Here is a 23,402-nt window from a genome sequence, read left to right as displayed (position 1 = left end):
GACGCTGCGGTCGGTCGGGTGAAGCGTGGTTCCGGTCAAAACAGGGTGGGGGCCAGGTCAGGTGGCAGTTCGGCCGCGATCAGCGACTCCCCCGGTGCCGGGGTGGAGGCAGGCTGGCTGAGCGCGGTGGAGAGGATGCCGCCGGTGGCCGGGTCTTCGCGGCGATGGTCGAGCCCGTGGGCGCGCATCAGCGGGTGGATGCGCGCGGCCAGCCACTTTCGGTATTCCTTCGGCGCGTAGGCGCCGCGCTGGTAGAGCTCGCGGTATTTCGGCACCAGATCGGGGCGTTCCCCCTGGAGCCACTGCAGGTACCAGTCCTTCACGCCCGGCTTGAGGTAAAGCGCACTGTAGAGCACCCCGCTGGCACCGGCGGCCTTCGCCTGCCGCATCGCCTCGTCGAGGTGCGCCTTGGTGTCGGTGAGAAACGGCAGGATCGGCATCATGAACACCGAGCAGTTCAGGCCGCGTTCCCGGATCGCGGTGACGGTGGCGAGCCGGGCCTTGGTCGACGGCGTGCCGGGTTCCACCGACTGTTGCAGCTCGTGGTCGTAGATCGCGATCGACATCGCCAGGTCCACCGGCACCACCCGGCTCGCCTCTTCCAGCAGGTCGAGGTCGCGGCGCAGCAGGGTGCCTTTGGTGAGGATCGAGAACGGGGTGCCCGATTCGGCGAGCGCGGCGATGATGCCGGGCATCAGCCGGTACCGGCCCTCGGCCCGCTGGTACGGGTCGGTATTGGTGCCCAGCGCCACGGGATGCTTACCCCACGTGGGCTTGGCCAGCTCCTTGCGCAGCACCTCGGCCACGTTCACCTTCACGATGATCTCGTTGTCGAAGTCCTTGCCGCCGTCGAGGTCGAGGTATTCGTGGGTGGGCCGGGCAAAGCAATTGTGGCTGACGACGCCGTTGGCGATGAAGTCTCCCGTACCTGTCGTGATATCGATCATGTCCATGGTGGAACCGAGATCTTCGATCGAGACGATCTGCAGTTTGGCATCGGACTTCACGGCGCGGCCCGTGATAGACAGCTTGCGGTCGATCGCTGGACCCACCAGATTGAAGAAGCGTGAGCGCATGGGAAGGCCCCCGGTGACCCGCACACAGCGCACCCCATTCGGTCTCGCTGCTTCAAGCACATGGTCAATACCCAAGGCCACCATAGAGGTTTGAATGTTGTCGAGGATTTCAACGTTCATATTGGTGATGCGCAGCACCCCCTGGGAGCACGAGCCCTCTGCGTCGAAGACGCCGGAGAGATAGCCCGCATGCCAATTGGTGCCGGGTGATTCAGGCCACCGGATCAGTTCTGTGATCCGCTTATAGTTCACGGCCTTGCCTGAGTAAATCGAGGAGATGGCCCTTCGGGTGTCGGTGGCCACCGCGAATGGGCGCGTCTGCGTTTGGACGCCCTCCTGCTCGAGGAACAGGCGAGACCGGTTGAGGGCTTCCACATCGGCCAGCGCCAGCCTGAACAATCGCACTGTGCTTCCGCCTCCCGAACGCTGCGGGTAATCCCGGGAGATCATCATCCCGTCGCCGCGAATCATTCCGGTCAGGTATCCGCGACGGTAGTCGGCATCGAAGTATTGGGGTTGCGTAGTTTCGGTCAGCCCATTGAGTCCGAATCCGATGAGCTTGTTGTTTGGCGTGAGGAAGGGCCGCTGGTCCGCACCGCTCATGGCGCCTGTGACATACTTCCAGCCTCGCTCGGTGAGGAAACGGTGGTCCCCGCTCGACACGATTTCCGTACCGTCGGCGAGCGTGATGCGGTAGCTGCGCTTGCGGGTGTTCCAGGCGGCGAGAACGGTGGTCTCGACATACCGTCGATAGGTGCCATCGATGCGCGTGCCGATTATGGCCTCTCCTACGCGGACTTCCCAGAGCGGCTTCTGCCGACCGTCCGCCATCAGAATGAGGGTTTCTGGGCTCAGGCAGTAGGTGCAGGCATGCGAGCAGCCACGGTAGGGGTTGATGGTCCAGCCGAACGGCATCGCGCTCTGGCCGGGCACCCGGTTGAGTGCCGACTTGGCCAGCACCTCGTGGAAGGTGATGCCGTCGAATTCGGGGGTGCGCACACTGCGCACGAGGTTGTTCAGCCGGGCCAGGCCGGGGAGCGCCCCGGTCTGTTCCGTCGTCAGTTCCTGTCCACTCCAGCGCATGCATATAGTCGAACACACGTTCGAGTGAAGTGCAAGCGAGCAGGGGTGCCGGTCTCAGTGGAGATTCGCGGGCACAGCGCCGATTCGCGGGTGGCGCGCCACGCGCGTTGCGGCGCCTGACCCGCGCAGACCGTTGAGGGCCGCGGCTACGGGGTGATGGGCACGGACTCCAGGCCGAGCGGCTTGGTGCGGGGCATGTAGAAGGCCGCGACGACGGTCGCGACTGCGGCGATCGCCAGGGCGACGAATACGGCGGAGGAGGCGGCCGTGATCGCGGCCGGGTCGTGGCTCGCGTTACCGGGCAGCGCGTAGATGGCGTTGGCGATGGCGCCGAAGATCGCGACGCCGACGGCGCTGCCGATCGATCGGGAGAACATGTTCGTTCCGGTGACGACCCCGCGTTCGTCCCAGCCCACGCTCGATTGGGCGGCGATCATCGACGGCGTGGCCACCAGGCCCAGCCCGAGGCCGATCACGAAGCAGGCCACGGCTACGGTGACGACGGAGGGCGTGCCGGCAGTAAGCGCGAGCACCGCCGTGCCGAGCACGGTGATGGCCATGCCGATCAGCACGGTGGCGCGGAAGCCGATCCGCAGGTAGAGCCGGCCCGACTGCGAGGCCGAGATCGGCCAGCCGATGGTCAGGGCCGCCACGGCGAGGCCGCCGAGGATGGGGGTGACGCCGAGCGACCCCTCCAGGTAGGTGGGCACGAACGAGGTCAGCCCGAGCATGATCGAACCGACGCCCAGCCCGATCAGCGAACTCGTCAGCACCACCCGCCGGGAGAACACCCACATCGGAAGCACCGGCTCAGCCGCCCGCCGTTCCGCGAGGACGAAGGCGATCAGCAACACGGCGCCGGCCGCGAAGATGCCGATGCTCTGCGGTGAGGCCCATGCCCATGCCTGCCCGCCTTCGAGCACCGCCAGGAGCAGCGCGCTCAGCGCGAGCATCAGGAGGGTGGCGCCGAGGTAGTCCACCTTGTGGCTGCGGTGCTGAATGGTCTCGTGGAAGGTGCGCATCAGCATCCACGCCGCGATCAGGCACAGCGGAATGTTGATGAAGAAGATCCATCGCCAGGTAGAGAACTCGGCGAACACCCCGCCCAGGGTCGGCCCGACAACGGAGGAGATCGCCCAGACGCTGGCGAGGTAGCCCTGGGTCTTGGCACGCTCGGCCACGGTGTAGATATCCCCGGCGATCGTGACCGACATCGGCATGATCGCGCCGGCGCCAAGGCCCTGAATGGCGCGGAACGCGATGAGGGCGGGCATGCTCCAGGCGAACCCGCACAGGATTGAGCCGAGCAGGAAGATCCCGATGCCGAACAGGAGGATCGGCTTGCGGCCGATGACGTCGGACAGCTTGGCATACACGGGCACCGACACCGCTTGGGCGAGGAGGTAGATGGAGAACAGCCACGGGAACTGCGAGAAGCCGCCGATGTCCTTCACGATGGAGGGCACCGCCGTGGCGAGAATCGTCGACTCGATGGCGACGAGGCCGGTCGTCAACATCAGGGCGATGAGGATGGGCCCGCGTTCGGAGCGGAAGCCGACGTCCCTGCGATCGACACTCATCGGATGGTCAGGGCCCGGGTGTCGATTCTGTAGGTCACTCTGGACCCAAGCTTGTGGCGCGGTGGAGTATTCCGCGTTTTGGGATTCGGGTGCGTTGCGGGGTCTCGACAGGCTCGACCAGCGGGAGAGGCACTACCACCTCGTTGATCGAGCCTGTCGAGATCCCGGTTCGGGTCTCGACAGGCTCGACCAGCGGAGGGGACGCGCCGGCCGGTGGACCTAGGCGGTGAGGTGCAAGGTGGCGGCGGTGTCGGCGAGGGAGGCCGCGGCAGCAGCGGGGTCGTCGCTGAGCTTGGTACCCAGGCTCGGGATCATCTCGCGCAGTCGGGGTTCCCAGCGCGAGTATTCGCCCGGGAAGCAGCGCTTGAGCAGGTCGACCATGATCGGCGCGGCGGTGGATGCGCCGGGCGACGCCCCGAGCAGCCCGGCGATGCTGCCGTCGGCCGAGGTGATCACCTCGGTGCCGAACTGCAGCACTCCCCCGGCCTTGGGATCCTTCTTCATCACCTGTACCCGCTGACCGGCGGTGATCAGTTCCCAGTCCTTGGCCTGAGCGGTGGGCATGAACTCCCGCAGTGCCTCGAGCTTGGCCTTGCGGGAGGCGAAGACTTCACCGACGAGGTACTTCATCAGGCTGACGTTGTTCTTGGCCACGGCGAGCATGGGCACCAGGTTGTGCGGCCGCACCGAGAACGGCAGGTCGAACCAGGTGCTGCGCTTGAGGAACTTGGGGCTGAAGCCGGCAAACGGGCCGAAGAGCAGCGAGCTCTCGCCGTCGACGACGCGGGTGTCGAGGTGGGGCACCGACATCGGCGGGGCGCCGACGGCGGCCTTGCCGTAGACCTTGGCCTGGTGCTGCGCCACGATGGCGGGGTTGGTGGTGCGCAGGAACTGGCCGCTGATCGGGAAGCCGCCGAACCCCTCGATTTCGGGGATTCCGCTCTTCTGCAGCAGGGCGAGCGCCCCACCGCCGGCGCCGACGAAGACGAAGCGGGCTTCGACCGTGTTCGTGTACCGGCCCACCAGACTGAGCAGCTTGAGCTTCCAGGTGCCGTCGTCCTCCTGCTTGAGGCTGGTGACCTGCTGGTTGAGGTGCACCTTCACCCCTCGCTCTGTGAGCGAGTCGAACAGGTACCGGGTGACGGCGCCGAAGTCCACATCGGTGCCGGATGCGATACGCGTCGCCGCGATCTTCTGCTTGGGGGCGCGCTTCTTGGTGATCAGCGGGGTCCAGCTGCCGATCACAGCGGGATCCTCGCTGTATTCCATGCCGGCGAACAGCGGCTGGTCGGCGAGCACGTCGAACCGCTTGCGCAGGTAGTCCACATTGGCCGCACCGTGCACGAAGGTCATGTGCGGGGTGGAGTTGATGAACTTCTCCGGCTCCGGCAGCACCCCGGTCTGCACCAGGTGCGCCCAGAGCTGGCGGCTGATCTGGAACTGCTCGTTGATCGCAACGGCCTTCTCGGCCGTGACCGAGCCGTCGGGAGCCTGAGGCATGTAATTGAGCTCGCACAGGGCAGCATGGCCCGTGCCGGCGTTGTTCCACGGGTTGGAGCTCTCCTGGGCGAGTTCGCCCAGGCGCTCGTAGACCTCGATGGTCCAGTCCGGCTGCAATTCGGCGAGCAGGGTGGCCAGAGTCGCACTCATGATCCCCCCACCGATCAGGGCAACATCGACCTTCGGTTGTAAATTCACGCTCAGAGTCTAACCCGAGCATCCGCCCACTCGGCCGAGGGCAGGGCTCGGCGTAACCCGGCCAGGATAGGGTTGGCGAATGGACTCCACTGGAAGCCGCATCGGCCTCTCCCTGGGCATCATCGCCCTGGCTGCCCCCATCGTGGCTCTCGGCCTCTTCGTTGGCTCCTTCGCGGTCGCGGTCGCCAGCAGCGAAGCGGCGAACACGAATCCTCTCGCCGGGGCCTCGTTCTACACCAACCCGGAGTCCACGGCGCATATCGCCGCCACCGCCGCGGAGAAGGCCGACCCGGGCTCGGCCGACGCCGCCGTGATCGCCCGCATCGCCGAGCAGCCGGCCGCCATCTGGCTTAAGCCGGAGGTGTTTCCGCTCGACACCGTGCAGGCGGATGTCACCGCCATCGCCGACGCCGCACTCGCCACCGGTCAGGTGCCCGTGTTCGTGGTCTACGGCATCCCCAACCGCGACTGCGGCCAACACTCCGCCGGCGGCCTGTCGGAAGGGGACTACCCGGTCTGGGTCGCGTCGATCGCCGCGGCACTCACGCTGCACACCGCCGTCGTCATCCTGGAGCCGGATGCGCTGCCGCTGGCCCAGGAATGCGGCAACGTCGATCAGCGCATCCAGCAGATCCAGCAGGGCGTGACCTCCTTCGCCGACAGCAGCGCCACCGTGTACCTCGACGCGGGCCATTCCGACTGGATCGACCCCGCCACGATGGCCGACTTGCTCAACCGGGCCGGAGTGCAGAGTGTGCGCGGGTTCGTCACCAACGTCTCCAACTACAACGACTCCGCGGCCGAGCAGCTCTTCGGTGAATCTGTGTCCTCTCTCACCAACGGCGCCCATTTCATCGTCGACACCTCACGCAACGGCGTCGGCAGCAATGGCGAGTGGTGCAACCCCTCCGGCCGCGCGCTGGGTGCGACGGCGGAGGCCACCACGGATGGCGGCCTGCGGGACGCGAACCTCTGGATCAAGGAGCCGGGCGAGAGCGATGGCACCTGCAACAACGGCCCGAAAGCCGGCGAGTGGTGGAATGAGCGTGCGCTACAGCTTGCAGCCACCGCTGGTTGGTAAGGTTGGCTAAATTGATGGATATTCAGAGCGGGTAGGGTACGCAGTTATGTCGTCGTCTGGGGAAGCACGTCGGGTTGCGGTGATCATCGAAGATGACGCGGATATTCGCCATCTGCTCGAGGCCGTTCTGACCCAAGCCGGTTTCGATGCGATCGCGACGAGCAATGGGCTTGACGGGATCCGGGCCGTTCGCGCGTACGATCCCATCGTCACCACACTCGACGTGAGCATGCCCGGAATGGACGGGTTCGAGACCGCCAAGCGGATTCGCACCTTCAGCGCCACCTACCTGGTCATGCTCACCGCCCGCGATGAGGAAATCGACACGCTTCAGGGCCTGGAGGCCGGCGCGGACGACTACCTCACCAAACCGTTCCGGCCGCGCGAGCTGCGCGCCCGCATCGACGCGATGCTGCGGCGCCCGCGACTGGCCGTGGCTCCTGAGGGCGCCGCTGCCCCGCTGCCCGCCGACCTCGTTGCCGCTCCCCCGGCCCCGGTTGCCGCCGAGCCCGCATTCACACCCGCTTACGTTCCACCGCAGCCGGCGCCGATTCCCGTCGCCGAGATTCCCCTACTGGCCCCGGTGCCCGTCGCCGCCGAACCTGCCGCCGCCGGCAGCGTGAATGGCGCTCCCGTCGGCACTGCCATCACTGACGACAGGGCCGAGGACTGGATGGAGCACAACGGTCTGCGGTTGAGCAACGACATGCGCCTGGCGATCCTCGGCACCACCGAACTCGACCTCACCCGCACCGAGTTCGACCTACTGGCCGCGCTGCTGGAATCCAAGCGCCGGGTGCGCAGCAAGGCCGACCTGGCCCTGCTCCTGCGCGGCGAGAGCTACGTGACCAGCTACTACGTGAACGAAGCCGACAAGCGCGCTGTCGAGGCGCACCTGAGTAACCTGCGACGCAAGCTCGGCGACAGTCTCACCGCGCCGCGCTGGCTCGAAACCGTGCGGGGCGTCGGGTACCGGTTGGCCGCATCCGACGAAGCCGGGCGCGGAGACTAGCCGCTATCTAGCGCTGCAGCGCGAACATGGCCGCGAGATCCTCGCAGGCCCGCTCGCCTACCTCGTTGAGGCGATCGATGTGCCGAACAGAGCCGGCGATGTCACCGTCACGCAACGCGTCGTGCATCATCGCGGCCGTGGCCTCAACGGTGACGGCGCCCACCATGGTGCTGCTGGAGCGGATGCTCAGGAGCACGACATGGGCCTCTTCGGCGTTCGGGAACGGCGCGGTCAGTGCCGCCGCAAGGCGCTGAGAGCGGCTACGCCACAGGTGCACGAAGTCGTGCACGAAGCGTCGCTGCATCTCGCGGTCGCCGCCCATCTGGGTGAGGAGAGCGCGCAGTGCCGTGGCTTCGATGTGGGCACTCACACGCGGTAACCGCGGTGACGCTTGGTGAGCGTGACGAACATGGTGAGGGTCTGGATGACGGTGGTGACACCGAGGATCGGCCAACCGATCCAGAGGATGGTGGACTGGACGACGACGGGCAGCTGCAGCCAGACGAAGACCATGGCGGCCGCGGCAGCGAGCGCCACCAAGAGGGGCACCAGGTAGGCATTGCCGCTTCCACGCTCGGCCTTGGCCTGCTCTGCCCAGTTGTCGACCTGCTTGTTGCTGGCGAATTTGGTCCAGGCGCGTACGAAGTGCCCGATCCGCACCCACATGTACAGTTCGGCAGGCAGGAACCCGACCGCGAAAATGATGTCCTTCCAGGTGCGAGTCTTCATCGACAGGGCCGTGCGCAGGTTGAGGAAGATGGCAATGAAGGGCGGGATCAGCCAGATCGGGCTGAACACGAAGGCGTTGATCGACAGCGAGGCGAAGAGCAGGATGAAAAACATCACCCGGGTGAGCACGTTGATGACCATCGAGAAGTTCTCGATCCAACGCAGCCGCAGGTTGGGGTGGAACGGTTGGCCCTTGGTGTCACCGCGCTGGCCCGGCCACATCAACTCGATGGCGCCGAAGTTCCATTTCACCTGTTGGGCGTCGAGGCCGCGCAGTGTGGTCATACCGCCCACATTGGCTCGCGCCTGGGCGCTGATCTTGGTGAGGTAACCGGCGCTCTTGATCTGCAGCGACAGCAGGGAATCTTCCACCTCGCTGTCTTTCACCCACGGGGTGGCCTGGTGGCTGTCGATCATGACTTCCCGAAGCGCCTTCATTGAGAAGATCGAAAACTGCCCGCCGAGAACAGCCATGTTGCGTCCTCGAAGCATGTTCTGCATGTTGAAGGCGGCGAACTGGGCGCGCTGGCCGGCGATAAGGAATTGGGGCATCAGGCCGTCAATAACGGTGTCGTCGATGCTATAGATCGCGGAGATGCCGCCGATGCGGGTGTCAGAGGCGATCTCGGCCTCGAGCTGCTCGACAGCGTTGGCGGAGGCGGTGGTGTCGCCATCTACCCCGAGCAGGAAGTCACAGCCCTCGATGAGCGAGTAGCCGTAGTTGAGCGCGCCCACCTTCTTGTCGGGGTTGACGCCGATGTCGTGCACGAACACCTCGGTGAACTGCATGACGCCGTCGGTGACGACCTCGTGCGGCCCGGCGTATTCGCTGGCGATCTTCACGGTGTCGTCGGTGGTGTTGTTTACGACGACGTGGATCACGTCGGGGAGGCGGGTCTGGGCCAGCAGCGAGTCGAGGACTCCACCAATAGAGTCGGCTTCGTTGTAGGCGGGAACGATGCAACCGATGGTCGGGCGGAAGGCCGGAAGGCCCTCGACCATCTCGTTGAACTCGTTGGCGTATGCGGCCGCGACAGGGTCGACGACGGGTACGGGCTTCGCGTTGCGGTTTCTCTCGTTCACATTTTCTACTCTGTCAGGCAATCTGCTGTTTGACCCCAATACTGAGTCAAGGTTTTCACAAGATAAGCTCAAGAACGGCTCAGCACGCCGACACTGGAAACCGGGGGATCCCATGCAGACGTCACGTCATCGCCGCGTTGCGGCACTCAGCCTCGCCGCCGCCCTCACGGTGGCCCTGTCGGGTTGCGGCCAGGCCCCCTGGGACGGATTGGACGCCGGCGGAACTTCTTCCGCCACCCCCACGGCGAAGGCCACGATCACCCCGATCGTGAACGACCTGGCGACCGGCTCCACCCGGCACGAGCTCACCGCCGGCGATGCGGCGCTCACCGTGGACTACTCCTCCTCCCTCAACATGGGCGACTGGACGGCCGAGGCGAACAAACCGATCAGCTTCTCGCTCAGCGCCGCACTGGGCACCGACGATGGTCAGGGGGTCTACCTGTCCAAGGTCAGCATCATTCCCGCCGTGAGCGGTCCCACAGGAGCGCTGGATGCCCCGGCAACCTTTGTCGACCAGTCCTCGTTGCCCACCGGTTACGTGGTGAAGGCGCCGTACAGTTACGGCCAGACCTTTGTGCTCCCCGCGGTGGATTCGACGGCGACCAGCGTCACACTGTCGTTCACCTTCGAACTGCTGATCCAGACGACCCCCACCTCGAGCACCTTCGCCAAGCAGACCGCGAGCGACCAGCTCACCGTCGCCATCGTTCCCTGACCGGCGGGCGGACCATCCGGCCCGATGGCCGGAACGGCTAGATCGGCTGCGCGGCCTCGGTCACGACCGCGATGTCGTTGCCGCCGCGGTGCTTGACGACGTCGATCGCCTGGCTCGTCGCCGCGATCAGCGCGGCCAGGTCGTAACCGTGGTCGAAGGTGTCCGCGATGCCGAAGCTGGCGGTGAGCCGGATCTGGTACGACTCCCCCAACGGACCGTCGACGAGGGCATTCTGGATGCGCTCGGAGATGCCGCGAGCTTCGGTGGCGGATGCGACGGATGCGAGGATGAGGAACCGACCGGCGGCGGGGTGCCCGATCAGCGACATCAGTGGGGCACTGCCGCGGAGGGTGTCGGCGAACCGGGCAATGGCCTCGTCACCCGCCGTGCGCCCGAACGCCGTGTTGATCTCCGGCAGGTTGTCGATGTCGGCGCCGATTACGGCCAGACCGTGCTCGGTGCGTTCCCCCCGCTCCAGGTGCTCGGTGGCGGCCTGCTGGAACGCAGAACCGGAGAGCACTCCGGCGGCTGAATGGATGCCGACCGTGATATCCCCCACCGCGTTGCTGCCCGCACCTTCCGCACGCAGGATCGACACGGCGATGCAAGCGGTGATGATGAGCGACATGTTCAGCACCGAGGTCGGCGCGGAATCGAAGTAGGTGCGGAACACCTCACTGGCGGGGCCCTCCAGCGCGAACGCGAGGGCCCGGCCGGTGTAGAACACGGTGACGATGAAGAGCACCAGCGCGAGGATGCGCCCGTTCAGATTGCGGCGCAGCCGACCGCGGAGCGCCTCGGTGGCGCCCAGGGCTGCGAGCAGCGCGACGACGAGCCACAGCGGCACGGCGCCGGCCCACTCACCGCCATCCGCACCGGGGATGAGTGAGATCAAGGTGACGACGCCCGTGAGCACACCCACCAGCAGGAACCCGGAGCTCCGGCCGTTGTAGACCCGGGAGCCCGTCCACAGGGCGCCGATGCAGACGACCAGGGCGGCGTTGCCGAATGCGATCGTCCACCAGGCATCCGCGCTGACCAGGTAGACCGCGTACGCCACGGTCACCATGATGCCGGCCACGAACGACAGGCTCCACAGCCGACCGGGCGGGTCGTTGCGGTTGAGCGCCGTGTTGAAGATGAACGAGACGCCGCAGAGGATGACCAACAGGCCGCTCACGATCTGCAGGGTGGGTCCGTCTAATTGCATAATGCCCCCTGTCGGGCGCGCCGGAGCACGCTCAACCTCTGTTTACCGGGAGTGTGGCGATCGCCGTCGTCCCCTTGCCTTTGATGGATTCGAGCCTGAGGTCTCCGCCATGCTCGCGCATGATCTCGCGGCTGATGCTGAGGCCCAGCCCGGTGCCGTGCACGCTGGAGCCGCGCACGGAGTCCGCGCGGTAGAACCGGTCGAACAGGTTGCCCTGTTCGTCCTCGCTCATGCCCCGGCCGGTGTCGGCGATTCGCACCTCGACGCCGTAGTCCGCCTCCGCGGCGCTCACCCGTATCTTGCCGGCCTCGACGTTGTACTTGATCGCGTTGGAGAAGACGTTGTCGATCACCTGGCGCAGCCGGAATGCGTCGGCGATGACGCTGATTTCGGGCAGGTCGGCGAGTTCGAAGTCGATGCCGCGTTGCGCCGCCAACGGGCTGGCGGATTCGATGGCCTCGGTGAGGAGGCTCGACAGGTCGCAGGGCGCGAGGTTGAGCGCAAGTCCTTCGTGCGACTCGCTGGCGGCGGTGAGCAGGCCGGAGACGATCTCGAGCAGACGGTCGGAGTTCTTGGATGCGATCTCGAGCATCCGCCGGGTGTCTGGTTCGACGCGGTCGTCATCGAGGGCCAGTTCGAGGTAGCCCAGAATCGACGTGAGTGGGGTGCGCAGCTCGTGCGAGACCGAGGCGACGAGATCGTCCCTGGCCTGCACCGCGCGCACCTCGGCGGTGACGTCGCGGGTGACGAGCACACCGCCGTCGTACTCGCCGTTGTGGTCGTGGATCGGTCGGCCGGAAACCAGCACCGCCGCCTGTTGCTGGTCGGGCGAGCCCATCCAGACGGTGACCCTGTCGACGGTTTCACCGCGCATCGCCCGTTGGTAGGGCCGGTCGGAATCGCCGAACGGGGTGACGCCGTCTTCCTTGTAAACGATGTCGGCCAGGCCGATGCCGCCGCTGGCGCCGAACCTGGACAGCAGCGCGCGCTGCGCCCGATTTATGAAGTTGATCTTGGCATCCCGGTCGTACCCGACGACGCCGAAGTCGACGGTGTTGAAGATCTCGTCGAGGGTCTGTTCCTGACGACGGGAGCGTTGCAGGGCCGCCTCGAATAGTCCGGCTTGCTGGGTGAGCAGCACCCGCTGCGCCCGGGCGCGACGGTTGGTGGTGAAGATCACCGAGGAGACGAACGAGAGCATGATCGTGACCACCGCCATCGCCGGCGCCTGAGCGGAGAACAGGGCGGCAGCGTTGTCGGGGTCGGTGATGAAACGCGAACCCAAGCCGGTCCAGAGCAGCACGGCCGAGAAGATTACGCTGCCCACGGCACCGGCCTGGCCGAAGTGGGTGGACATCCAGATCACTGGGAAAACCAGCAGCAGGCTCACGCCGAGGGCCGGTTCGGCGAGACGCGCCAGGCTCAGTCCCACGATGTCCAGCAGTGGCAGGGCCACGATCCAGGTTTTCGGCAGTCGCCGCCACGGCACCGCGGCGGCCAAGCCGGTGGTGCCGAAGATGACCATCAGGCCGAGGAAGTACAGCGGGTTGACGAAGGAGGTCGGTGTCGACACCACCGACACGGCGACGAGGAGCAGCGTGGCAGCGGAGAGCAGCAGCTGGGAGAGGAAGACGCTTCTCTCCACCCGCTCTTGCACGCCGGGGCGGCGCATCCGCGTTCTGTGCTCGATCATCTCTGGCGACCCTCGCTTTACCGGGCGGGCTCAACCGCGGCGCGCACGGGCAGAACAGCGGCCGCACCGAACTCTTCGAGCCGGGCGAGGGTTTTTTCGAAGCTGCGCGGAACCCCGTAGTGGAACCCCTGTGCGCTGCGGATGCCGAGCAGGGACAGGTGCTCGGCCATGGCCTCATTCTCGACGCCTTCGACGATCATCGAGTACTCGAGGTTATCGCCGAAACCCTGCAGGGCGGTGAGCACTTCGCGTTGGCGCACGTCATCGAGGTCGTCGACGAGGCTCTTGTCGATCTTGAGGATGTCCATCGGCATGCGCACTAGGGCGTCGACCGAGGAGTCTTGGGAGCCGTAATCGTCGAGGGCGATCATTATGCCGATGTCGCGCAGGTGGTCGGCCTGGGCGCGCACCGCGGTGGACACCCGCGCGACGGAGCGTTCGTTGAGCTCGAGGCAGAGCGAGATTCCCGGGTAGCGGTCGGCCAGTTCTTCCACGAACGTGCCCACCCGCTGCGGCAGGATCTGGCCGGCCTCGACGTTGATGGTCATACAGACGATGCGCGGTTCGATCAACCGGAAGTCGGCCGCGGCGGCCATGGCCTTGAGCGCCACCTGACGGGTGAGCGCGTCGAGCCGGCCCAGGCTCTTGGCCTTCTCCACCAGCGACGGCGGCGACAGCGGGCCCAGCTCGGGGTCGGTGTAGCGCACCAGGGCCTCAAACGCCCAGATCTGGCCGGTGACCAGGCTCACGATGGGCTGGAAAGCCAGTTCCAGGAGGTCTTCGTCGATGGCGCGGGCCACGATGTCGTTCATCTGCGAGGAGCGGTGCCCGGAGATATTGATACTGCTCTCGTTGGCCGGGCCGCCACGGCGGCGGGACTTCTTGATGGCGAGCATGCTGCGGTCGGCGTCGCGGAGCAGCTGGTTGACATCCGTTTCGCGGTGCGCGGAGTAGGCCAGGCCGATGCTGAGGATCGGGTTGAGCACGGTGCCGCCCACGGCGAGGGGTTCGCCGCTGGCCTCCATGATGCGTTCGGCAAGGACTTTCGCCTCGGCGAGGGAGGACAGCCGGGTGAGGATGACGACGAACTCGTCGCCGCCGACCCGGGCGACGACGTCGTAGGGGCGCACCACGGCGCTCAGCCGGCGGCCGAGTTCGCTAAGGATCTCGTCACCGGCCTGGTGGCCGTAGCGGTCGTTCATCCGTTTGAAGTCGTCGAGGTCGATGAACAGCACGGCGAGGGCTTCGGAGTAGTCGCGGTGGTCGTTGATATTGGCGAGGGCGTCTTGGAAGGCGCCGTAGTTGGGCAGCCCGGTGAGCGGGTCGGTGTTGGCGCGGATGGTGAGGCCGCCGATGCTCTCCCTGGCCGTGAAGACCACGTCGGCCGTGTGCGCGAGGGCTTCGAGGGCGCGGCGGTCGTCGGTGGTGAACGGGAAGTCCATCACGTCGCGGCGGGCGACCAGGTACTGACCGCCGAGCACACTGATGGCCAGCGGGGCGTCGATTTCGCCCCGACCGGCGGGCTCGCTGCGGATGCTGGCGGACTCGACGCCGACAGTGGCTGACACCGCGCTCAGGAGCACGGTGGCGAGATCGGCGCTGGTGTTGGCCGGGGCGATGGTGATGGGCGAGACCTCGCCGCCGGACTTTGTGTAGTGATTGGTCGCGTTCAGCTCGATGACCCCGGCGACCACCCCGGCCAACCGCCGGCGCATGGCGCGGGCGCGGAGGATGAGGATCGCCCAGGCGCCGATCACTGCGAGCGGGACGAGGGTGGCGGCGGCGGCGATGGAGGAGTTGCGCACGTCGACGAACGGGTGGCTCCACTCCGAGATCAGGGCGCACAGCACGGCGTAGCTGACAAAGACGAGGGCCACTCTGGGCAGCGAGTATGCAGATTCCGCGCCGCGCTCGGCGTCGGACCGGTCGACGTATCGCCGGATCCCTTCGATGAGCATCACCGTGAGCAGGTAGCCCAGAGTGACGACCGCCGTGAGAAGGAAGACCGGCAAGCCGAACGGTTCGAGGGTGACCAGCACACCGATGGAGACGAGGCCGCCCATGCCGACCATGCCGGCGGCGTACAGCGCGACCTCAGGTCGCCGGGTGCGCATCAGCCCCACCAGGAGCACACCGAGGCAGGTCAGCCCGAGTGCCACGATCGGCGGGAACACCGGCTCAAGGGCCAGAACGACCACGATCGGCAGGCTGACCATCGGCGTGCGGTGCGGCACGCTGCCCAGCCGAAGTCGGGGAACATCGAGTAATCCGGCGCACAACACGCCGAAAACGGCGATCGGCCATTGGGCGAGATGGTCCACCGTGAAATCGATCACGGCCCCCACGATCAGCGCCAGCGCGAGAAGCGTGAAGACGCCGAAAACCAGCCGCCGCACGGCAGTCGCCCCCTTGATGGTCTCCACTGTTCTGACACTACTGGAGTGCACGCCGAGACTTGGCGTCCCGCGGGAAACTACGCCAAGGCGAGTTTCGCCGCGAGCAGTTCGGCGATCTGCACGGCGTTCAGTGCGGCGCCCTTGCGAAGGTTGTCATTGCTGATGAACAGCGCCAGGCCGCGGCCGTTCGGCACGCCGGGGTCCTGCCGGATGCGGCCCACGAAGCTCGGGTCGGCGCCGGCGGCCTGCAGCGGGGTGGGAATGTCGCTCAGCTGCACCCCGGGCGCGGTGGACAGCAGTTCGGTGGCGCGCGCCACCGAGATCGGCTTGCTGAATTCCACGTTGATCGAGAGGGAGTGGCCGGTGAACACCGGAACGCGCACGCAGGTGCCGCTGACGAGGAGCTCGGGCAGTTCGAGGATCTTGCGGCTCTCGTTGCGCAGCTTCTTCTCTTCGTCGGTCTCGAACGAGCCGTCGTCGACGATCGCGCCGGCGAGCGGGATGACGTCGAACGCGATCGGGCGCTTGTAGATGGTCGGCTCCGGCATGCTCACCGAGGAGCCGTCGTGCACGAGCTGGAAGAGGTTGTCGTCGCTGGCGGCGGCGCGGATCTGGCTGGCGAGTTCCTGCGCGCCGGCCAGGCCGCTGCCGGAGACCGCCTGGTAGGTGCTGACGATGAGCCGTTCGAGGCCGGCCTCGTCGTGCAGCACCTTGAGCACCGGCATGGCGGCCATGGTGGTGCAGTTCGGGTTGGCGATGATGCCCTTGACGGCCTGGTCGATCGCGTGCGGGTTGACCTCGCTGACCACGAGCGGCACCTCGGGGTCCATCCGCCAGCCGGAGGAGTTGTCGACCACCGTGACACCGGCCGCGGCGAACCGCGGCGCCTGGCTCTTGGAAAGGGTGGCGCCGGCCGAGAAGATCGCCACGTCAAGGCCGGTCGGGTCGGCGGTCGCGGCGTCTTCCACCACGATCTGCTCGTTCTTCCACGGCAGGGTGGTTCCGGCGGAGCGCGCCGAGGCGAAGTAGCGGATGCTGGCGACCGGGAAGTCGCGCTCCTCCAGCAGGCGACGCACGACGGCGCCGACCTGGCCGGTGGCGCCGACGACGCCGATGTTGATGCCTGCGGTGGTGGCGGTGCTGGTCACTGGTGGGTTCCTAACTCAGTCAAATCTCGAACCGGGGTGCGATACCGGGGTGCGCTGTGCATAACTCCTGCAATTCTCCCCGTTCGCGGCCGAAACCAGCCGAGTAGGCCGATTTTGGCAGAAATTGCAGGAGTTATGCCGCGGGAACGACTCGTGCTTTCGCCCGGAGCGGGAGGAGCGACTGTCGCCGAAGCGGGCGACAGTTGGCCGTTCCGGGCGGATGCGGGCTAGCGGCCGGTGCCGCCGTGCACGACGGCTTCGTCATCGGAGTCGAGGCCGAAGGCGGTGTGCACGACGCGAAGCGCCTCGTTGATGGTGTCGGCGCGGGTGACGACCGAGATGCGGATCTCACTGGTGGAGATCATCTCGATGTTGATACCCGCCTCGAACAACGCCTCGAACAACTTGGCGGAGACCCCGGTGTTGGTGCGCATGCCGGCGCCGACCAGGGCGAGCTTGCCGATCTGGTCGTCGTACTGCAGGCCGGCGAAGCCCACGTTCTGCTGCTCGTTCGTAAGCGCTGTGAGCACCTGCTGGCCCTCCGACTTCGGCAGGGTGAACGAGATGTCGGTCAGCCCGGTGGATGCCGCCGAGACGTTCTGCACGATCATGTCGACGTTCGCGTTGGTCTTGGCGACGATCTTGAAGATCTGCGCGGCCTTGCCGGGAATGTCGGGAACACCGACGACCGTGACCTTGGCCTCACTGAGGTCGGCGGCGACCCCCGCGATGATGGGCTCTTCCACTGTCTCTCCATTCAATACTGCGGCGGCGTACGGGCTGATGGCGGCGGGGTTGTAGACGATGGTGCCGGTGTTGTTGTTGAACGACGACCGCACGTGCAGGGTGACCCCGTGCCGGCGGGCGTATTCCACGGCCCGGATGTAGAGAACCTTGGCACCGGCGGCGGCCAGCTCGAGCATTTCTTCGCTGGAGACCCGGTCGAGTTTGTGGGCGCGCGGCACGACGCGGGGGTCCGCACTGAAGATGCCGTCGACATCCGTGTAGATCTCGCAGATGTCGGCGCCGAGGGCGGCAGCGAGGGCCACCGCGGTGGTGTCGGAGCCGCCACGGCCGAGGGTGGTGATGTCTTTGGTGTCGCGGTTGAAGCCCTGGAAGCCGGCGACGATGGCGATGGCGCCCTCGTCGAGCGCGTCGCGCAGCCGGCCGGGGGTGACGTCGACGATGCGCGCGGCGCCGTGCTGGGCATCCGTGATCATGCCGGCCTGGCTGCCGGTGAACGAGCGGGCGTCGTAGCCCATGCTCTTGATCGCCATGGCGAGCAGCGCCATGGAGATGCGCTCGCCGGCCGTGAGCAGCATGTCGAGCTCGCGGGGCGCCGGGATGGGCGTCACCTCGTGGGCGAGGTCGAGCAGCTCGTCGGTGGAGTCACCCATGGCGGAGACGGCCACGACGATGTCGTTGCCGGCCTTCTTGGTGTCGACGATGCGCTTGGCAACGCGTTTGATGCTCTCGGCGTCGGCGACGGATGATCCGCCGAACTTCTGCACGATCAGGCTCACGTGGGCACTCCTGGGTTTCCGGGTACGCGGACACAGCCCGCGCTCCCATCCTAAATGCGTTCGTATTCTTGATCGTTCATGTGACGCCCCGCATCCGGCGCCGGGGCGAGGCCGGACACGCGCGTCACCGCGAAGACCAGACCAGACGCACGTGATTACGGATGCGCGCGGGAGGAGCGCACACGCGCACGACGAAAGCCGACGGCGAACACCGTGGCCGCCGTGGTCGCGGCGACGACCATGATGGCGGCAGTGGGCACCGGGGTCTGCACGCCGAAGTGACCGGCCAGCGGGGCCAGGCAGGCCGCGAAGGCCATGTTCGAGGCGCCCAGGACGGATGCCGCGGTGCCCGCCCGCAGTCCGTGCGGTGCAAGCGCGACCGTGCTCAGCGCCGGATTGGTGAGCCCGAACGCGGTGACGAAGCCCAGCAGCGGGCCGAGGAACCCCCACAGGCCGAGCTGCGGCAGCAGCGCCACGCTGCCCAACAGCAGCACGGCGCTCCCCACCAGGCCGGCCAGACCGAGGAAGAGGATGCGTTGGGGTGTGAACGCCCGGGCCAGCCGGGCTCCCACTTGCGCGCCCAGGATCATGAGCACGCCGTGGCCGCCGAAGACGATCGCATACCCTGTCGGCGTGAGCTCGAAAACCCCCTGGAAGAGGAACGAACTCGACGCCATATAGGCCATCATGCCGCCGAAGAGCAGCCCGCCGCCGAGCACGACCGCGCGAAACTGTCGCTCGGCGGCGAGCGCCCGGTAGTCATCGCGCAAACGCACAGTGCGCCGAAGCGCCCGGCGCGCCGGCGGGTTGGTCTCGTGACGCATCAGCACGGCCGCCACGATCACCACGAGCAGGAGTCCGTAGCAGACGAGGGTCCAGAACAGGCCGCGCCAGTTCATTATGGTGAGCAGTTGTGCGCCGAGGGCCGGTGACCCCACCACGAAGACCCCGGACACGAGCGAGAGCCGGGCCGAGAGAATCAGCATCCGGTCGCCCACGGCGACGTCGCGCACGATCGCGATCGAGATCACGGCGCAGGCTGCGGAGGTCATCCCCTGCAGGAACCGAGCGCCGATGAGCAGGGTGATCGTGGGAGCCAACGCGCAGGCGAGGGAGGCCAGGCAGTACAGCAGCACCGCCACCCCGAGCGGCCGGGTCCGCCCGACCGCATCCGAGATCGGGCCGGCCACCAGTTGGCCCAGGCCCATGCCGATGAAGGCCGCCGTGAGGGTGAGCTGCACGTTGGACGCCGTAGTGCCGAAGTCCCCCTCGAGTTGCACGAACGACGGCAGGTAGAGGTCCATCGTGAGCGGCCAGATCGCTCCGAGCAGCCCGAGCGCGACGATCAGCACCGCCAGACTGCGCCCGGCCGGCCCGGACCGCCCGGCCGGTGGAGCTCCTCCCGCAGCCAGGCCGGACTCGAAAAGGACGCTCACCGGCCCGGTTGGCGGACCGGCCACGGCGGGGTGGTCGCCGCTCGAGCGTTCGACGGCGGCGCCTGGCGAGCGCGGGTCAGTCGCCGCCGCGCGGGTGGCGCGCCGGGCGCGAAACGGCGCGTCGGCCGCGAATCGCTCGTTCACAGATGGGCGCCGACCGCTTCGTCTGTCGTATCGAGCAGCAGGTAGCCGAACGGCTCCAGGATGCGGCCGGCGACCGCGTCTCCCGTGCCGAATTCGATCCCGGTGAGGTCGAGTTGCACGGCGACCGGGCCGTGATTGATGACGGTGACCACGGTGCCGCGCCGGGCGACCTCGACGAGTTCGGGCAGGCCGGGCAGCACCGGCTGGACGCCGGCGGCCTCGATGACCTGGCCGGTGACGGTCTGCTTGCCCGCCGCATCCGGAATGGTGGCCAGGTAGTACGCCCGGCCGGAGCCGACCGCGTGCACGGTGAACGCTGGGCGACCGTCGAGGCGACCGCCGCGGAAGGCGCCGAGTTGCTCGGCGCCGGCGAGGTGGATCTCCTCGGCGAGCAGCTGGCCGATGGCCTTTCCCTGTGGGGTGTCGAACGGAGCGCTGTTCTGGCCGGGTCCCCCGGCGCCTGGGGTCGAGCCGGCGGTGTCGCCGGCGGAGAGCCCGGTCGCACTCACGGCGGCCGGGAAGGCGAGCGCACCGAAGTCTTCGAGTGTGATGCCCAGCACTGGTCCGAGCTGGGTGAGGTATCCGCCGGGTCGGAACGCGTCGTTCTCGTCGACGATGTCGCTGAACGCCGTGACCAACAGGTGGCCACCGGATTCGACGAACGCGGTCAGGTTGGCCGCGCCCTCGGCGCGCAGCAGGTACAGCTCCGGCGCGACGACGACGGCGTACCCGGAGAGGTCGCTGGTCGGCAGCACGAAGTCCACCTGCACGTGCTGCCGGTGGATCACGGCATACCAGTCCTGCAGGATGGCGAAATAGTCCAGCGCAATCGGGTGGTCGGGGTTCCTCAACGCCCACCAGTTCTCCCAGTCGAACACCAGCGCGACCCGGGCATCCCGGCTGCCCGCCGGCAGCGGCGGCAGCGCACCCAGTTCGGCGCCGAGCGCGGCGACCTCCCGCCAGGTGCGGGTGGAGGTACCGGCGTGCGGCAGCATCGCGGAGTGGAACTTCTCTGAGCCGGACCGGGACTGCCGCCACTGGAAGAACATGATGCCGTCGGCCCCGCGGGCGATGGCCTGGGCGGTCAACGCCGCCATCTGGCCGGGCGCTTTGGGCGCGTTGGTCGGCCGCCAGTTCAGGGCGTTCGATGATTGCTCCAGCAGCAGCCAGGGCACATCGGGCTTGAGCGAGCGCATCAGGTCGCGGGCGAACGCCGCCGCGCGGAATGACTCCGGATCGTTGGGGTCCGGATAGCAGTCGTCGGTGATGACGTCCATCTCCTGGGCCCAGCGCCAGTAGTCGGCCGGCGGGAATGCGCCCATGAAGTTGGTGGTGACGGGCTGCTCGGCGCCGGCCGCGCGGATGATGCGCTTCTCCATCAGGTACAGCTCGAGCAGGGCGTCGGAGGTGAACCGGCGGAAGTCGACCAGACCGGCCGGGTTGTGGCTGTACGGTGCCTTCCGTGGCGGTGTGATCTGGTCGAACGCGGTGTAGCGCTGCGACCAGAAGTCGGTGCCCCAGGCCCCGTTGAGCGCGTCGATGGAGTCGTACTTCGCCTCCAGCCACGCCCGGAAGGCGATGGCCGCGTTGTCGGAGTAGTCGTAGTTGAGGTGGCAACCGTACTCGTTGTTCACGTGCCAGAGCACGACCGCCGGGTGGCCGGCGTAGCGCTCGGCCATGGCGGTGACCAGTTCGGAGGCTAGCCGGCGGTAGACGGGCGACGTGGGGGCGTAGGCCTGCCGGCTGCCCGGCCAGTAGACCGTGCCGTTCTCGTTCTGCGGCAGCATCTCCGGGTACGCCGATGTTGCCCACGGCGGCGTCGAGGCGGTGGCGGTGGCCAGGCACACGGCGACGCCGTTCGCATGCAACAGGTCGATGATGGTGTCGAGCCAGTCGAAGTCGAACTCGCTCTCGGCGGGCTGGATGCGACTCCAGGCGAAGATGCCGAGGCTCACCATGGTGACACCGGCCTCGCGCATCAGCCGCACGTCTTCGTGCCATACCGATTCCGGCCATTGTTCGGGGTTGTAGTCGCCGCCGTAGTGCATGATTCGCGCCTGTTCTGCCGCGTCCACGGCGTGAGGGGTGGGGTCAGTGGGAAAACGGTGCGGAGCGTGTGGCCGGCCCGGTGCCTGCGGCGACCGCGTTGTGCAGCTGATCGATGTCGAGGCCCAGTCGGGAGGGGCTGGCCACATTCGTCAGCAGCACGAAGCAGACGCCGAGCGCCGGGTAGAGCCAGAACTCGGTGCCCGCCCATCCGCCGTGCCCGTAGACGCGTCGCTCCAGCAACCCGGGGGCACTGTGTCGAAGGTTCCAGCCCAGCCCCCAGTCCTGCCCGCGTTCGGCCAGGTACGGTGCGAGCTTGGGCAGCCCGGTGGTCTGTGGCCGCAGCATGGCACCGACCGTGCTGGGATGCAGCACCCGGCCGTCGTCGGCGAGCAATGCTGATCCCAGGGCGAGCAGGTCGCCGGCGGTGGCGAACAACCCCGCGCCCGGATGCCGCAGCCGCTTGAGGGCCGGATAGTCCAGCCCTTCCTGCTCCGCGTCGAACACGGGGTGCGGGTCGCAGGTGTCGTCGAAGGTAAGGCCGGGCATGCCGGCCGCGGCGGCCAGCGCATCGAGCTCCTGGTTCAGCGTCCGTCCGGTGGCGTGCTCGACCAGCGCCTGCACGCCGGCGAAGGCGATGGTGGAGTAGCGCGACATCGTTCCGGCCGCGAAGTCCGCGTCGGCGCCGAGAATCGACGCCTCCAGGCCCAGAGGGGTGTGTAGCGGCGGCTCGGCGATGCCCGACGTGTGGCTGAGCAGGTGCCCGAGACGCACCGAGTCGGTGCGGCCGACGCCGAAACCGGGTAGCGCGCTGCTGAGCGGTGTCATCGGGGTGAGGAGACCGCGCTCGATGGCCCGCAGCGCGGTCAGCGAGACCAGCGGTTTGGTGATGGAGAAGAGCGGATAGTGGTCGGTCACCGTGGCGGTGCGGGTACCGCTGGCACCGAACGCGTCCAGGGCGAGCACTCCAGTGGAGTCGGCGATGCCGAAGACGGCGGACGGGAGCACGCCGGCGGCGACCTGGCGGGCCACCCAGTCGAACGCGTGACCGAAGCCGGCCGGGGAGGTCATGCTTCCCGGTCGCCGCGGCGGGGGCGTTCCGGGATGGCGACGATGGCGAGCACGATGCAGCCGAGGGCCGGTACGACGAGCGGGACGAGTTGCCAGGTGACGACCACGGCGAAAACACCGGTCACGATCGAGTACCCCGCTCCCGCGGGATCGCTGCGAACGGCTGCCGGGAGCGCCGTGAGCGCGCCCCGCCATCCGGCCGCCGGGGTCCACAGACCCGCCGCGGTGAACAGTGCGAGGCCCGCCCCGGCGAGGCCGAGCCAGCCGACCACGCCGACCAGCGGGCCGCCGGGCAGGGCACCGGAGTTGGCGAGGTCGATGTCGAGCAGAAGCACCAGGGTCAATGCGATCGTGGCGATCCCGACGAGGCCGCCGCCGGCGAGTGCCCTCTTGAAGTCGGCGAAGGACGTGGCCAGTGACGCTTCCTCGGCCCGCAGGAACCGGCGCAGGTGCGCCGTGCCGGCCGCGAGCGCTGCGGGCAGGGTGACCAACGGCAGTGAGGCGACGGTCACGAGGATGCCCACGGTCAACACCTCGCCCAGCAGGCCGAACCGACTCTGTGCGCCCGGGAACCGGGCGGACGTCTCACCGAGCACGGGCCCGCTTCCCGAGGCGGCCGCCCGACGGGCCGCCGCCGCGGAGCGCCGGATCTGGCCGGGTGGCCTGCTGGTCATC

17 protein-coding genes are annotated in these 23,402 nt (G+C 67.5%); 3 read left to right on the top strand and 14 right to left on the bottom strand.

The window, feature by feature from the left end:
* Positions 1 to 35: 35 nt before the first annotated feature.
* The 3 genes from CTB96_RS08260 to CTB96_RS08250 form a co-directional block, all read right to left on the bottom strand.
* Complete coding sequence (locus CTB96_RS08260) at positions 36 to 2,159, bottom strand: intein-containing Rv2578c family radical SAM protein (protein WP_181397193.1); 2,124 nt, start codon at positions 2,157 to 2,159, stop codon at positions 36 to 38.
* A gap of 146 nt (positions 2,160 to 2,305) precedes the next feature.
* Positions 2,306 to 3,739, bottom strand: coding sequence for an MDR family MFS transporter (locus CTB96_RS08255; RefSeq protein WP_110126454.1), 1,434 nt, complete (start codon positions 3,737 to 3,739; stop codon positions 2,306 to 2,308).
* 219 nt (positions 3,740 to 3,958) lie between these two features.
* Positions 3,959 to 5,443 carry a malate:quinone oxidoreductase gene (locus tag CTB96_RS08250; RefSeq protein WP_427846478.1) on the bottom strand — a complete coding sequence of 495 codons (1,485 nt, stop codon included), beginning with the start codon at positions 5,441 to 5,443 and terminating at the stop codon, positions 3,959 to 3,961.
* Between the two features lie 73 nt (positions 5,444 to 5,516).
* Between CTB96_RS08250 and CTB96_RS08245 the strand changes: the two genes are divergently transcribed.
* Positions 5,517 to 6,518: a glycoside hydrolase family 6 protein gene (locus CTB96_RS08245; RefSeq protein ID WP_110126452.1), complete on the top strand. Its 1,002-nt coding sequence runs from the start codon at positions 5,517 to 5,519 to the stop codon at positions 6,516 to 6,518.
* Positions 6,519 to 6,597: 79 nt separating this feature from the next.
* Positions 6,598 to 7,530 (top strand): response regulator transcription factor, encoded by a 933-nt coding sequence (locus tag CTB96_RS08240; protein ID WP_345788777.1) that lies wholly within the window; start codon positions 6,598 to 6,600, stop codon positions 7,528 to 7,530.
* A gap of 7 nt (positions 7,531 to 7,537) precedes the next feature.
* Here the strand turns inward: CTB96_RS08240 and CTB96_RS08235 are convergent, their stop codons facing one another.
* Both CTB96_RS08235 and CTB96_RS08230 read right to left on the bottom strand, forming a co-directional pair.
* On the bottom strand, positions 7,538 to 7,900 hold the full coding sequence (locus tag CTB96_RS08235; protein ID WP_110126450.1) for a hypothetical protein: 363 nt from the start codon (positions 7,898 to 7,900) through the stop codon (positions 7,538 to 7,540).
* Complete coding sequence (locus CTB96_RS08230) at positions 7,897 to 9,342, bottom strand: glycosyltransferase family 2 protein (protein WP_248283282.1); 1,446 nt, start codon at positions 9,340 to 9,342, stop codon at positions 7,897 to 7,899. Before CTB96_RS08230 ends, CTB96_RS08235 begins: the two co-directional genes overlap by 4 nt.
* Positions 9,343 to 9,454: 112 nt before the next feature.
* Between CTB96_RS08230 and CTB96_RS08225 the strand changes: the two genes are divergently transcribed.
* Positions 9,455 to 10,060 carry a hypothetical protein gene (locus CTB96_RS08225; RefSeq protein ID WP_110126448.1) on the top strand — a complete coding sequence of 202 codons (606 nt, stop codon included), beginning with the start codon at positions 9,455 to 9,457 and terminating at the stop codon, positions 10,058 to 10,060.
* A gap of 37 nt (positions 10,061 to 10,097) precedes the next feature.
* On the opposite strand, the gene CTB96_RS08220 is transcribed toward CTB96_RS08225, so the two are convergent.
* The 9 genes from CTB96_RS08220 to CTB96_RS08180 form a co-directional block, all read right to left on the bottom strand.
* Entirely contained in the window at positions 10,098 to 11,270 is a 1,173-nt protein-coding gene (locus CTB96_RS08220) for a GGDEF domain-containing protein (RefSeq protein WP_110126447.1), read from the bottom strand.
* Positions 11,271 to 11,301: 31 nt separating this feature from the next.
* Positions 11,302 to 12,963 carry a sensor histidine kinase gene (locus CTB96_RS08215; RefSeq protein WP_110126446.1) on the bottom strand — a complete coding sequence of 554 codons (1,662 nt, stop codon included), beginning with the start codon at positions 12,961 to 12,963 and terminating at the stop codon, positions 11,302 to 11,304.
* 17 nt (positions 12,964 to 12,980) lie between these two features.
* Complete coding sequence (locus CTB96_RS08210) at positions 12,981 to 15,386, bottom strand: putative bifunctional diguanylate cyclase/phosphodiesterase (protein ID WP_110126445.1); 2,406 nt, start codon at positions 15,384 to 15,386, stop codon at positions 12,981 to 12,983.
* Positions 15,387 to 15,436: 50 nt separating this feature from the next.
* A complete protein-coding gene (locus CTB96_RS08205; RefSeq protein ID WP_110126444.1) occupies positions 15,437 to 16,507 on the bottom strand; it encodes an aspartate-semialdehyde dehydrogenase in 1,071 nt (356 codons plus the stop codon).
* Between the two features lie 227 nt (positions 16,508 to 16,734).
* Positions 16,735 to 18,030: an aspartate kinase gene (locus CTB96_RS08200; RefSeq protein ID WP_110126443.1), complete on the bottom strand. Its 1,296-nt coding sequence runs from the start codon at positions 18,028 to 18,030 to the stop codon at positions 16,735 to 16,737.
* 155 nt (positions 18,031 to 18,185) lie between these two features.
* A complete protein-coding gene (locus CTB96_RS08195; protein ID WP_181397192.1) occupies positions 18,186 to 19,610 on the bottom strand; it encodes a multidrug effflux MFS transporter in 1,425 nt (474 codons plus the stop codon).
* Positions 19,607 to 21,685: a beta-galactosidase gene (locus CTB96_RS08190; RefSeq protein WP_248283281.1), complete on the bottom strand. Its 2,079-nt coding sequence runs from the start codon at positions 21,683 to 21,685 to the stop codon at positions 19,607 to 19,609. Before CTB96_RS08190 ends, CTB96_RS08195 begins: the two co-directional genes overlap by 4 nt.
* 16 nt (positions 21,686 to 21,701) lie before the next feature.
* A complete protein-coding gene (locus tag CTB96_RS08185; RefSeq protein WP_110126441.1) occupies positions 21,702 to 22,727 on the bottom strand; it encodes a serine hydrolase domain-containing protein in 1,026 nt (341 codons plus the stop codon).
* The gene (locus tag CTB96_RS08180; RefSeq protein WP_110126627.1) at positions 22,724 to 23,401 is read right to left on the bottom strand and encodes a hypothetical protein; all 678 of its coding nucleotides are present in this window, start codon (positions 23,399 to 23,401) and stop codon (positions 22,724 to 22,726) included. The genes CTB96_RS08185 and CTB96_RS08180 overlap by 4 nt, the downstream gene beginning before the upstream one ends.
* Position 23,402 lies beyond the last annotated feature (1 nt).

This window comes from Cryobacterium arcticum, from assembly GCF_003185895.1.
Classification (GTDB): Bacteria; Actinomycetota; Actinomycetes; order Actinomycetales; family Microbacteriaceae; genus Cryobacterium; species Cryobacterium arcticum.
The sequence above is the reverse complement of the archived record's forward strand: the minus strand, read 5'-3'. Positions and strand labels throughout refer to the sequence as shown.